This window comes from Candidatus Phytoplasma pruni, assembly GCF_013391955.1.
In the GTDB taxonomy this organism is placed as follows: domain Bacteria; phylum Bacillota_I; class Bacilli_A; order Acholeplasmatales; family Acholeplasmataceae; genus Phytoplasma.
On record NZ_JABUOH010000054.1, the window covers coordinates 1 to 14,046 of the forward strand.

General features: G+C 33.6%; 13 protein-coding genes. All 13 read left to right on the forward strand.

Annotation, left to right across the window (positions count from 1 at the left end; translation table 11 throughout):
- On the forward strand, positions 1–1,681 hold a 1,681-nt coding region (locus tag HR065_RS02655), incomplete at its 5' end, for a DUF2963 domain-containing protein (protein WP_178734356.1).
- 78 nt (positions 1,682–1,759) lie between these two features.
- Positions 1,760–3,010, forward strand: coding sequence for an AAA family ATPase (locus HR065_RS02660; protein ID WP_178734357.1), 1,251 nt, complete (start codon positions 1,760–1,762; stop codon positions 3,008–3,010).
- 139 nt (positions 3,011–3,149) lie between these two features.
- Complete coding sequence (gene nrdE / locus HR065_RS02665) at positions 3,150–5,300, forward strand: class 1b ribonucleoside-diphosphate reductase subunit alpha (protein ID WP_178734368.1); 2,151 nt, start codon at positions 3,150–3,152, stop codon at positions 5,298–5,300.
- 63 nt (positions 5,301–5,363) lie between these two features.
- Entirely contained in the window at positions 5,364–5,660 is a 297-nt protein-coding gene (locus HR065_RS02670; protein WP_178734358.1) for an HU family DNA-binding protein, read from the forward strand.
- Between the two features lie 174 nt (positions 5,661–5,834).
- Positions 5,835–6,002 carry a hypothetical protein gene (locus HR065_RS02675; RefSeq protein WP_178734359.1) on the forward strand — a complete coding sequence of 56 codons (168 nt, stop codon included), beginning with the start codon at positions 5,835–5,837 and terminating at the stop codon, positions 6,000–6,002.
- Between the two features lie 55 nt (positions 6,003–6,057).
- A complete protein-coding gene (locus tag HR065_RS02680; RefSeq protein WP_178734360.1) occupies positions 6,058–6,360 on the forward strand; it encodes a hypothetical protein in 303 nt (100 codons plus the stop codon).
- Between the two features lie 256 nt (positions 6,361–6,616).
- The gene (locus tag HR065_RS02685) at positions 6,617–7,270 is read left to right on the forward strand and encodes a DUF2963 domain-containing protein (RefSeq protein WP_178734361.1); all 654 of its coding nucleotides are present in this window, start codon (positions 6,617–6,619) and stop codon (positions 7,268–7,270) included.
- 47 nt (positions 7,271–7,317) lie between these two features.
- On the forward strand, positions 7,318–7,782 hold the full coding sequence (locus HR065_RS02690; protein WP_178734362.1) for a DUF2963 domain-containing protein: 465 nt from the start codon (positions 7,318–7,320) through the stop codon (positions 7,780–7,782).
- Positions 7,779–8,357 (forward strand): DUF2963 domain-containing protein, encoded by a 579-nt coding sequence (locus tag HR065_RS02695; RefSeq protein ID WP_178734363.1) that lies wholly within the window; start codon positions 7,779–7,781, stop codon positions 8,355–8,357. Before HR065_RS02690 ends, HR065_RS02695 begins: the two co-directional genes overlap by 4 nt.
- A 144-nt stretch (positions 8,358–8,501) precedes the next feature.
- Positions 8,502–10,040, forward strand: a complete 1,539-nt coding sequence (locus HR065_RS02700; RefSeq protein WP_178734364.1) for a DnaB-like helicase C-terminal domain-containing protein — start codon at positions 8,502–8,504, stop codon at positions 10,038–10,040.
- Between the two features lie 107 nt (positions 10,041–10,147).
- Positions 10,148–10,426, forward strand: coding sequence for a DUF2963 domain-containing protein (locus HR065_RS02705; RefSeq protein ID WP_178734365.1), 279 nt, complete (start codon positions 10,148–10,150; stop codon positions 10,424–10,426).
- 558 nt (positions 10,427–10,984) lie between these two features.
- A complete protein-coding gene (locus HR065_RS02710) occupies positions 10,985–11,941 on the forward strand; it encodes a hypothetical protein (protein ID WP_178734366.1) in 957 nt (318 codons plus the stop codon).
- A gap of 849 nt (positions 11,942–12,790) precedes the next feature.
- On the forward strand, positions 12,791–13,747 hold the full coding sequence (locus tag HR065_RS02715) for an IS3 family transposase (RefSeq protein ID WP_178734367.1): 957 nt from the start codon (positions 12,791–12,793) through the stop codon (positions 13,745–13,747).
- Positions 13,748–14,046 lie beyond the last annotated feature (299 nt).

Sequence of the window (14,046 nt, forward strand, 5' to 3'; positions counted from 1 at the left end):
TGATAAAATAATTAGACCAAATGTTAAAGCAGCATTTAACCGCATTTGGTTCGACCGCGACGTCTACGCCAAATCCGGCTTCTCTTACACTACCAAAGAGGTCCCATCCGAATTCACAACCATCTGGACCGACCCCCAAGGCTATATAGTCAAAAAAGAAATAACAACCATCTCCGACCCCACCACCACTTCCAAAAATATCGCATCTTATTTTCCCACAACTACCACCAGCTGCGAAGATTATATAAAAAAAGCCCATCAATTCAAACCCGTCTCCACCGAAACCGCCATTACCTGGTTTCACCAAAACAATTACCTCACCTTCTACCGCGATCTCTCCGCCATTCAATCCCAAAACTCCAATTCTAGACCCTCTCATTTCAATTCTATGGAAGATTATTATAAAAACCAAGGGATCATCGCCTATTATAAAATTCACCCTAGACCCACTTTCCCTGTTGAAATCATCTATCACGAAGATTCTCAATTTATCAAGAGAATGAATCTCATTCAAAATGGCATTTATATCTATAATCCAAACGGTTCTATTAAACAAATCAACAATCATTCCGACCAAAAAATTAAAGAATTTTTTTACAACGACAAAGGTTCCATTGACTCCATCGACGACTTTAACCCCCAAACCGGCAACCGCACCAAATCCATACACTATAACCCCGATAACACAATTTCCTCCATCACTCACTACGACCCCCATTTTCACAAACGAAGCCAAACTACTCGTTACTATCATTCTTTTCTATACCATTGGCTCAAATTATCTCCCATTCAAGAAGAAACATTTTATACAGGCGATCAAATAAGAGAAAAATTAGACAAATCCGACCGTACTCTTTATGATATTGAAGGAAAAACACACCCTTACGTTTACAAAAAAGGACCACTTTGGGATAATTGGTACATTGACGGAAAATTTTGTAGAAGAAAATACGAAACTAATTTACACACCACGCCCCCTCCAACATCATTAGACAATGTCGAAAACCCTCAAAAATTCATCAGTTTTATTCATAAATACATTGTTCCATCTGGCGACCATATACGATCTAATTTCTATTTTCCCAACGGACAAGTTGATTTTATCACCGAACATAATATTAATACCGGCGTACAAACAAAACGAATTGACTATAAAGGAAATGGTTCGTTTCAATTCATAAAAGAATACGATTTTCAAAGTGCTGCCTTCATCCGCTATCGCTATCCCTCAGATTTAACCCCCGAAGAAATAACAGCCGTCGAACAAAGCCGCCAGCTCGCCCTCCAAGAATATCAACACTCCCAGCAGGCGTATCACTCTTCCCTTTCAGAAAATTCGTCTTTTTTCAATCAAAAAATCAATACTATTCGTCAAACCTCCCCACAAACGTACCAAATCCACAGACATTTCATCACCCGTCATGATGAAATTTACAACACCCTCCCTCATTTAAAAGGTATAACTGGCATCAAAGCCCCACAAAAAGATCGCTACAACGACACCGACGGATATTTTGATCGTCAACTTATAAACACCCCCCTATTTTTTTACACCGCTTATTTAGAAAATAATCATCATGGTGCAAATCCTATTCGTGAATCATCCATCACCATAGAACGTTTAATTGAATTAGCCAAAGAAAAACAAAAAATTCTCCACCTCTTCTACCTCCTCAACTAACCAGACCCCATCCTCTTGGGGTCTTTTTCATTATTAAAAATAAAAAAAAATAAATAAAAGAAAGCGAGGCACCCTCTTATGCCACCTAAAAAAAATCACCCATCCAAATCTAAATTACCGATCTTTTTCATGACCTTATTCACCCTGTTATTCATCGGAGGATTAGGATTTGGTCTTTATTACTATTACCAACAATCCCAATCCTCCCCCACTCCAACAATTACTCCACCTCCTATCTCAGAAACAAAACCCGACAAACCTGCTCCGGAAACACCCTCTAAACCCGAAGTAGAAGAACCACCCCAAGAAACAAAACCGATCAAAATAGAAACCTACGACCCTAAAAATTACACTACCAAAGAGTTTCTCGACGCCGTTCGTACCAAAACCCAAGAATTAACTTTCAACCCCCTAAAATACATCAAAGAAATGAAATTATACACCACCGAAGACCTAAAACAAGAAAAAAGATTCCACGATCTAATAGGGATGGAACAAGAAAAAGCGGTTTTAGAAGATTTCCTCCAAACCATCCGTACTCCCTCTGAATTAACCGATTTAGGTTTTAAACCTTTAACTGGTCTAATGTTATATGGACCCCCGGGAACTGGTAAGACCTCTCTCGCCCGTGCCTTAGCCAAAGAAACCGGTTATAACTATCTAGAAATAGACGGTACTATCTTTCAAAAATTCAATACCAAAGAAGGAATTGAAATGGTGGATGCCCTATTCTTCTGGGCTCACCAGTTCGCCCCTATCATCGTTTGCATAGACGAATCCGAAATCCCGATGCATAACCTAACCACCGCCGATTCCCAAGCTACCAAAAATATCGTAACTAAATTCAAAAATAACCTAACCGGTTTAAAATTCGACAAAGATAAAGCGATCTTTTTCATCGGTACCACTAACCACCTCGAAGACATTGACTCAGCCATCCTATCCCGTTTCGACTATAAAGTAGAAGTTAACCCTCTGGATAAGAAAAACCGTCAACACTTTTTAGAAACATACGTCAAAAACGTCGTTAAAACCCAATCTACCGAGCATGGCACCGTTTATCGTTATACTGATGAGGCATTCCAACATTTAAGAAAAATCAACGAAAAATTAGAAGCCTACCCCTCTTTACAAAATCCTCGTCAATTAATATCTCTCTTGAAAAAAGCCGCCATCTCCGCTATTAAAAGATATTACCCGAATCCCGAAGAGGTTAAAAAAATCACCCCGCAAGATCTCGACGCCGCTTTTGAAGCCTACAAAATCGAAGCCGAAAGACAAAACGAACAGGATAGAAAAAACGCCTCTTCGTCCAAGAAAACCGACTAACCTTAGCAGGTGGGAATTCCCACCCGCTATCCATCTCCCCCGCTCCACAACCTAACTACCAATATCAACACCAAAATAAAAATAAAAAAAAGGAGGCAACAAAATGCCAAAAAAAATCAATTTTAAAGAGAATCAAAACATGTCTCAAACAAAAAACGATATCCAAGAAATCAAAAAAGAATCTTTCAGTTCTGATAAAAGTAAAATTCCTCAATGGAAAATTTTAAATAATGAAATCATTGATGCAGAAGGAAATATCAAAGATTTAAATAAAGATAAAGAAGCGGTAAGATATTATTTCTTAGAAGAAGTGAACCCTAAATTAAAAAGATTCCCGTCTTTAAAAGAAAAATTAACTTTTTTAACAGAAAATGATTATTACGAAAAAGCTTTTTTAGATTTGTATACTGACGAACAAATTAAAACTGTTTATCAAATCGCGTATGCTAAAAAATTCCGTTTTCCATCTTTAATGGGCGCTTTTAAATTTTATAATGATTATGCTTTAAAAACCCGTGATAAAAAACATTATCTAGAAACTTATGAAGACCGCTTGGTAGTAAACGCTTTATACCACGCTTCGGGAGATTTCGAATTAACTCAAACTCTAATCAAAAACTTAATCCAGCAAAACTTTACACCCGCTACCCCGACTTTATTAAATACAGGGCTTAAAAAAAGAGGCGAATTTGTGTCCTGTTTCTTATTAGAAGCTGGTGATTCTTTAAACGATATCGCTCGTATTATGGAGTTTTCGATGCAACTCTCTAAAATAGGGGGTGGAGTTTCCATCAATTTAAGCAATTTAAGAGCCAAAGGGGAAACCATTAAAGGTGTCAATAACGCTTGTAAGGGTGTTATTGGCGTTGGTAAACTATTAGATCATGGTTTCCGTTATGCCGACCAAATGGGGCAAAGATTAGGAGCCGGCGCAGCTTATTTAAATATATTCCACGCTGATATTGAAGATTTTTTAAATTCTAAAAAATTAAACGCTGATGAAGATGTCCGTTTGAAAACATTATCTTTGGGAGTAGTTATTCCTGATAAAATGATCGAATTAGCGAGAAATAATGAAATGATGGCTCTTTTTTACCCTCATAGTGTTTATCTAGAATACGGACTTAATTTTGCTGATATCTCGATTGAGATGGATAAATGGTACGATATTTTAGTTAACAACCCGAAAGTTAAAAAAAGATATGTCAATCCCCGTAATTTATTAGAATTAATCGCTCAACTCCAAGGCGAATCTGGTTATCCATATATTATGTTTGCAGATAACGTGAATAATAAAAATACTTCCGCTGATAAAATTAAATTTTCTAATTTATGTACCGAAATCCTGCAACCTTCTATTACTTCTCATTACGCCCCTTATGATGAGAGAAAAAACGATCAAATCGGCATGGATATTTCTTGTAATTTATCTTCCGGTCATATGGGAAATATGATTCAAAATAACGCTATTAAAGAAACCGTTTTTTCCGCTATGGAAATTATGAACTCTGTTTCTTTAAAAACTAATATTGGTTATGTTCCGGGGGTGGCAAAAGCCAACCGTCTGAACCGTAGTGTGGGTTTTGGGATCATGGGTCATCATGGTTATATCGCCGAACAAATGATCTCTTTTGGTAGTAAAGAAGATTTAGAATTAATCGATGTTTTCTTTAACGCTGTGAATTACTACTCTTTATTACATTCCAATATGAAAGCGCAACAAACTGGTGAGAAGTTTTATCAATTTGAAAAATCAACTTACGCAGACGGAAAATATTTTGCCGATAAAAAAGCTATTTATCCTACTTTAAAACAGGTTAAGAAAATTTTTGAGGGAATCTATTTACCAACCGATAAAGACTGGTTAGAACTAAAAGAAAACGTTATTAAACACGGTTTATATAACTCCCATAGATTAGCGGTTGCCCCTAATGGTTCCATTGGTTATATTATGTCCGCCACTCCTTCTTTAACGCCAATTAAACAATTAGTAGAAGAAAGAACTTATGGGAATTCGAAAACTTATTTCCCGGCTCCTTCTTTGGCAGAAGTGTCCTTTATGTATGAAACAGCCTATAAAATGGATAATTATAAAATCATTGATGTTATCGCTATGGCGCAAAAACATATCGATCAAGGGATTTCTTTTGAATTATGTATCACTTCGGAGATAAACACCAGAGAATTACAAAAATATTATTTATACGCTCATCATAAAGGCATCAAAACTCTTTATTATACTAGAACACAAAAATTAAAAGTTAACGAATGTGAATCTTGTGCTGTTTAATTTTAAGACCGCAATTGTCTCTAAACTACGAAAAATTATAAAAATCAAAGGAGATTTACGAATATGATTACAAAAAAAGAAATGATAGCTTTATTAGCTGCCAAACAAAACATCAGTCTGACACAGGCTAGGGAAAATTACGAATCCTTAGAAAGTGTCGTGAAGGAAGTTTTAGTTTCCCATCAAGAAGTTGTTTTATATCCTTCTGTGGGTAAATTAGTTTTACAACACAGACCAGCTCACTCTGGTAGAAACCCTCAAACAGGAGAAAAGATGAACGTAGCTGCTAAAACAGTTGTTCGTTATAGACCATCTAGCGCCCTGAAAAGAATGGTTCAAAACGTCAAAGTTAATAAATAGTTCCACTTTATATTTAAAAGCCTAGTTTTATCACTAGGCTTTATTTTTACTAAAAAAATAACTTTATCAAAACCAATTCCAAAATCAAAAAACATAATTCCTGACCCTAAATCATTTTAGGGTCTTTTCTTTACACACAAAAAATAACTTTATTTATTAAAGGAGGATTTAATAATGGCGAACAGAAAAATGCCGAAAAGAAGAATTTCCAAATATTGTTCCCCCAAAGGCAGAACTTTCCGTCGTAATTTTAAAAATTACGATGATATCGAAAGATATGAAAAACAAACCATCAAAAATATAAACCTAGAATGGAAGATGCGCCGAGATTGGCGTGATTAACTTCAAAAAATAAAAAAATATATTAAATTAATTAATTTAAAAAAGGAGAAAAAACATGAATTATAAATTAAAATTACTTATCAACCCAGATGCTGGCTATGTCATGATGGAAATAAACCAAGGAGAGATATTGCCTTTTGAACCAGCATATTTAATCAATACATTAACCTCTCATTTCCCCAATTTAGAAGATATAGAACAAATAAGCATCCAAGATCCTGAGGAGGGATATTATCCAGATGACGAAATCACTTTTAACATCCAATTTCACAATCTTTCCCAAGAAAAAATAAACCCCATAATCGAAAAATTATTTATTAATTTAAAACAAAATTCAGAAATTTTCGTATTACCTTAAAACAAAACATAACCACGCTCAGGCAAAAAAAACAACTCTAATAAATTAAATCAAATAAAAAAAGAAAGGAACATCATTATGAAACCAAACGATCCCTCTTTTCTGAAAATATTTTTCATCACCCTGTGGGGTATTTTTTTTATTGTCATGTGCGCCTACATTTATCATCATTTCCGAGAAAACCCCCAATTTTATGAAAACCATTTTCGTTAATTTATCAAAAAAACCAAATAAAACAAAAAAAGGAGAAAAAAACATGAACCAAACCCAAATCACTACCGATAATTATGGTTATAAAACCATCACCGAATTTAACGACCAAAATGAAAAAATCAAAGAAACAATTTATCGCCCTAATGAAACGATCCATTCCCTCCGTGAATTTGATCCTAAAACTAAAAAAATAATTAAATTTTTTCACCAAAATATTGAAAACAAAATTCTCATCAATGAGGAATATGACCCCAAAACAGGCAAAACCACTAAATCTCATAAATATCGCCCTGATGGATCTTTACATTACATCCTTGAAAACAATCCTGCTGGCAAAAAAATTAAATACACCTTCTTCCGGGAAAATAACACTCTTTGTTATTTTGAAGAATACGAACCCAAAACAGGAAAAATTTCTAAGCAAGCCTATTTTAACGATGATGGTTTACTCCATAGTTTGGTTATTTTAATTCCTAAACCCGGCGAAGAAAACACCCATACTTTCTACCGCCCTGATGGCTCCATCAAAAGCAGAGATTGGTTTAAAGCCGGCGGTATCCGTATTAACACCATTTGGTATCATCCCGATGGTTCTATTGAAAGTGAATACCAATTTGATCTTTCTCATCTCAAAAAAAACCGATTAACAAAACAACAACCACGCTCCGGCAGAACAAACACGACCCTCTACATCTAAACCTCTGCCACAATTCAAAAATAATAAAAATCAAAGGAGAAAAAAAAATGACAAAAAATCAAAATAACATTTTTCAGATAAAAAGAACAACCACCTACACTAACAAAAATGGCTACAAAACCTTCACCGCATACAATAAAAACAACCGAAAAATAAAAAAAACCTCCTACTACCCTGTCGGTCGTCTCCACTCTATCAAAAATTTCAACCCCCAAACCAACAATCCCACCAAAGACATTCATTACTACTACGAAGGCGATGTTTCCTATATCAACATCTACGACTCCCAAACTGGTAAACTCACCAAATCTATCGACCTGTTTGATTTTAACGGTTTCATCGACTTTATTATTTCATTTCACGACCCCCAATACGGACGTCGCCTGCGCTCCCTCCGCTACGAAAAAATCCCCCCCGAAGAACGTCAACTAGCCCTCCAAGAACACCGACTAGCCCTCGAAATATATCGATCCACCCCAAAAATACAACCCCAAAAGGAGAATTTAAAATGAAACAAAACAAAACCACTATTCATATCGATGAAAACGGATACAAAACGATCCAAGAATATAATCCTCAAAACCAAATAATTAAAGAATTATTTTTTCACCCGAAAAACATTCTTTATCGTATTAATCACTATGATTCTCAATTAAATCTAATGACACAAATATATTACAACCGTGATAATTTACTCGACACCATCATTTATTACAATACAAAAAAAAGCTGCAAAGAAAAAGAAATTAATTTTAATCCCGATGAAACGATCAATTCCATCACCACCTATAATCCTAAAAACCGCCATGAAATTAAATATATTTCTTTTCGCCCTAACGGTTCCATCATTCGTCTCGCTGACTATGATCCTGTAAATGGCGAACACACTAAAACCACTCGCTACAACTCCGACGGTTCCCTCTATTACATCAAAGAATATAATCCCATCACCGAACGACACATCCGTACTCGCTATCTCTCAGATTTAACCCCCAAAGAAAAAACAGTCCTCGAAAAAGAACATCAACTCGCCCTCCAAGAATATCAAACTGCTAAAACACAAATTACTCTATCTATCGACAAATAATAGCGGGTGCAAATTCACACCCGCTATTTCGCCTCCTCATTCGCAAAACAACAACAAACACACGCCCCGGCAGAACAAACACGACCCTCTATATCTGAACCTCTGCCACAAAATAAAAATACAATCCCAAAGGAGAAAACAAAAATGAAACAAAACCACGAAAAAAACCCTCAGGAAAACATCACTCTACAACCAGAAAGTCAATTACTATCCTATATTTTCACCCTCACTAACGACCAAGAACAAAAAAGAATTATCACCCAAGTCCGTGATTGTGAATTCTCTCACGAACAAAACCGTTTAATTTATCAATTAATTACCGAGACTTATGACATCACCGCCTCTCTTTCCAATGAAATATTAGACTACAAAATCAAAACCTCCGCTAAATTCAAAAGAATTAATTCCACTTACTTAAACCAAATCATCCAACAAAAAGTTTCGAAAGAAGATTTCTTTCAACAATATTTTTTAAACAATAAAATCGCGAAAACCCAAGAACAAATCCATTCTATTAAAGCCGAATACAGCAAAATCAATTTCACCAAGCCTCAACCCGAACAAATCCATTCCCTCGCCTTCAAACTGCTAGATTTCACCAACAAAAAAGATAATACCGAAATCACCAACCAAGAGTTATGTCAACAATATCTCGACTATTACCAAGATAAAAGTTATCAAGATATTCAAAAAATATTAAATGATACTACTTTCAGTACCAATAATTATTCCTTATTAAACGAAAAATTAGGTCCGATTTCTAACACCGATTTAATCATTTATGGTGGTAAAACAGGCGGCGGGAAATCCGCTCTTTCCTTAAACCTCCTTTTTGAATACGCTGATTCATATTACCAAAAAAACCAGAAATACCCTTATATGTTGTTTTTTTCATATGAGATGTCTAAAAAAGAAATCTTTGATAGAATGATCGCTATTTATACTGGAATCAATTTAACCAAAATTAAAACTTATGATTTTCCCGAAGATAACGACACTCTCCACAATTCAGAAAGAGAAAGAATGGAAAAAGCGATCGAAGATATGAAAAAATATAATTTCATTTTTGAAATGATGCCAAGAAACAGAGGGATTGATTACTTAGAAATCAAAGCTAATATCATCAAAAACCGTTATGATTTAAAAATGATCTTTGTGGATCATATCCATATTATGACCGACCCTGATAACGACTTACTAGAAAGAGCAACCAGCAACATCACCTCCCGTCTTAAACTATTAGCCAACGACCTAGAAACCCCAGTTTTCGCCTTAGCTCAATATACCAAGAAAGAATCAACCAAAAAACAACCTGATGAGAATGAGGATAAATTCAATTCGATGGAGTTCAAAGGAGGTTCTGGCATCGCGCAAAACGCTAATATCATCTTTCAAATCCAAACTCATACGCCTTCTTCGCGATGGGACGACAATCATCATCTTTTTACAGAACAATTTCCTCGTAAAATATATAAAGAACACACTAAATTAAGTATTTCTAAAAATCGTAACGGACAATCCCGAATAGAAATCGCTTTCATCTTTAAAAAATCTAATCAAAAATTTATAGAAATACCGCGAGAACTTCAAGAAATCTCTCTGGCAGGCGATAAAGAAAAAGCGAAAGAACCAGATAAAGTAAATAATTATCGCAACCAAATACCAAACAATCCTACCTGGTAGGCGACCTTTTAACGCATGTGAATTCACATGCGTTAAATAACACTTACATTCACAAAATCCAAACCAAATTTAAAATTAAAATTAAAAATCAAAGGAGAAAACTAAATATGACCCTAAAAATACAAATTGACGAACGAGGATATACAAGAATTTTTGTATATAACGCCCAAAAACGATTATTTAAATCATTTTACTATCATTCTGACGATTCTCTGTGGTACGAAATAGAATATGACCTCTATTCCGGCAATAAAAGAGCACAAAAACATTTTCGTCATGACGGTACCGTTAGTTTTATCACCTATTTTAACCTTAAAACTAATTATCCTTTCAAATCCATTTTTTACCAACCAGATAAAACTATCCAAGATGTTATTCATTATTAAATTAAGACCCTAATTCATCTCGTAGGGTCTTTTTTTATCGCCCTAAAATTGGACACTTTGACGTACGGGAATTCCCGCACGTTAAACCAACCCGAAAACCACCTCTTTGACACCGACAAATTTGTCCACGCTATTTACCCCTCTAATTCATCTGACAACATACAAAAATGCCACAAACTATTTTATCCCCAAAACACAATCATTTAGCGTACGCGAATTTGCATACGCTCTTATAACCCCTAAAACCATATCAAATCTCGTAGTTAATAAAAACCTGATAATTTAATCACCTTTAAGATTAAACACCTTAATTTAACCCCTTTTACCCCCCTTAATCTTTAAATTAACCTATTAATTCCTCTCTTAAAGAAAAAACAACCATACAGAAATATCCAACCTCTTCAAGAAGGCAGGAATCAACACACCACGCTCAGGAAAACATCTAAAACAAGTTAAAACGCTATCTAGTTCGAAAAGTTAATCAATTTATCTAGGAATAACTTTTCGAAGTGGATATCCACTATAAAAGCATTTAAAACCTATAAGGAGAAACAAATAATGAGTAGATATACTGGATTTGAAGAAATTACATTATCACCAGAAGAAAAAGCTTTAAAAGAAGCAGAAATAAAACAAAGACAACAGGAAAAAGAACAACAAGAAAAAGAAGAATATGAACGAATAATTAAAGAATTTATGGCAAAAACGCAAGAATTTTTACAAAGATTCACCTTACAAGCTTTAAATAGTTTACGCATCAGACCCCACAAAAAGTCAGGTGTAAAACCAAACTACGATATCAAAAACCACGATTTTTACGTTGATAAAACATTTGTGAAAAAAATCGAAGCTCTGAAAGAAAAGCTATTATTAAATGAGGAAGGAAATAACGAAATATTAGTAGAAGGACAAACAAAAACCACCAAAATCAATAAAAAAACGTTAAGTTCTGAACCTATTTTTCAAACATTATATCAAAACACCGACAAAGAACGTATCAAAAAAGTCTTATCTAAAATTCCCCTTGATAAGTTGACTAATTTAGAATTAAGACCCTTTAAAGACGAAAATAAGCCCATTGGAAAGTATGAAAAACTGCCTCAAACCAATTATCGTGGCGGCGTAGTTTATTATTTACAAAAAGATTTACCTATTATACGCGAATTCATTTATCGCAAAAGAAAAGGTATGGGCTACGCTGTTTACCAACAGCGCGCAGAAAGAAAACAAATTATTTATAAAGGTAAACGATATCCCTTACAAACTAACGTTTTAATTTATCAAGAAAAAGCACAAAAATATTTTTTAGATTTAGAAGGTAAATATTATAAATTATTAATAGAAAACTATCAAAATGATGAAATTACTGATAAAAAAGCGATAGTTTTAAATTCCATTACCCAATTATCAAACAACAAAAAACAAGAAATTCAAGCTTTAACGACAAAAATATCTAACCAATTTGACTCAAAGATTTTTAAACAAATATGGCAAATACTTGAAGAAAATCAATAACCCCCACGAAAAAACATCTATAATAATTATATACCACTCGTATACCAGTTGTATGCCATGCGTATACCATACATATACCACTCGTATACCATTGGTATACCGCATGTATACCGCTTTGCAATCTCTCATATAATCCTTAAATCCACCACTTCCGAACGTCTATATATTATATTTATTAAAGATGAAGTAGGACGAGAATCAATATAGATGTTTTTCTCATTACTATGTAATTCATCTTTAATAATAAATATAGAGTTGGGAAAAAAGAATTTTTTTGAAAAAAGAAAAACCCAAAGAGATCGATTTTCTTAGAAAGACAATTCTAAATATCAGAAGAAAGATCAATTTTGAAAAAATTGATTAATCATTGAATGCAATGAGATGATTAATGAAAAAAGAATCTAAAAGAATAAAAAAACCAATCTATCTTTAAAAACTAACTTAGACTAATAAGAGAATAAAGAAAAAAGAAGAAAACGATATTTTTGATGTTAAAATTCTAAATATCAGAAGAAAGATCAAATTTAAAAAATTTGATTATTTTCTTGAACGTGATAACTGTTGATTCTATTGATTAAAAGAAGGATTTGATGGAAAAGAAGAGAAAAGATAAAGAGAAAGAAAAGAGAAATCCAATTTTAAAAATAAACAAAAATTATTAAGACAAAACAGTCTCTAAAATAATGGCCTGAACGTGGTTATGTGTGATTGTATAAATGATTCTTGGAGAAAAAGAAGAAATATTAAGATAGAAATTCTTTTGATGAAACAATTTTAAAAAGAAATAAGTTGATCTTTTATGAATATTCTTTGTATAATAAAAGAATATCATTTAAAAAGGATAAAAACATGGAAAATCTTATTCAAGCCGCTCTTTTGGAACATTTAGTTCTCACCAAAGAGATCGCCATTGACATCGTGAACCAATTTAAAGACCGTACAACCGTCAAAAACATTCTTAAAGTTTTAAAAGTTAAAAAATCGACCTATTATTATTGGACGATTACCCAACCAAAAAGAATAGCTCAACAAAAAGCGTACCAAGAAATCGTGGAAAGAGTTGAAAACCTGTGTAGTGGGAACGATTTTTGGCATGGTTATCGCACCATGAGGGCTCATTATAATATAAAACACCCCCAAGAACCGATCAGTCATCGGCAAATAAGAAAAATAATGAAAGAAAACCACTTTCAATGTGTGAGAAATAAGAAAAAACCGCAATTCAAATATGATCGAAATCTTCATGCGGTCAAAAATTTAATTAAAAATAATTTTCAAGCCGACAGACCTTATGAAAAACTATTTACTGATCTAACCGAATTTAAAATTCTAGGTGGTAAAATCTATCTTTCCACTATTATTGATTCATACAGTAATTTTTCTCCCTCTTATAAAACCTCACCTAACGCGAACCATAAATTAATTTACGCCACTTTTCAAGATTTAAAAAAAATAAAACAACCTTGTATCGTTCATTCCGACCAAGGCACTGTTTATCGTTCGGTTAATTTTCAAAATTGGTTAAAAGAAAGAAAGTTCGTTCCCAGTATGAGTGCCAAAGCCTCTCCCTCGCAAAACGCCCCAGTAGAATCGCTCTATTCAGTGGTGAAATCCGCTATTTTAAGCAAATATCCTAATTTTCATACTTTCACTTACGAAAAAGCGGAAAAGATTATTCATAATTTTATGAAACATTACAATAAAAAATGGTTATTGGCTAAATTTAATTATCAAACTCCTTACCAAGTTCAAAAAAATTATTACGATCAACAAAAAAAGTTGAAAAAACTCAATAAAAAAAGATAGATGTGAAAAACACCTATCTTAAAATATTGAAAACAACAACCACGCTCCGGCGAGAAAACAAAAATCAACAGAAAGAGAAAGTCTGACGCTACAACTACGCCTAAAATTCACCCTTCTCAACAAAATGAAAAAAAGTTTAAAAAAAATTTCAAAAAAATGATACTTTTTTTTAAAAATCCGCTATTAGTATTAGTGAAAGGATTTTTTTATTAATTAATTTTTTTTTGGAAATCCAAAAGAAAATATTTTCAAAAATGCCCAAAATTTCATTCATTATCAATAAAATGAAAAAAAAGTTA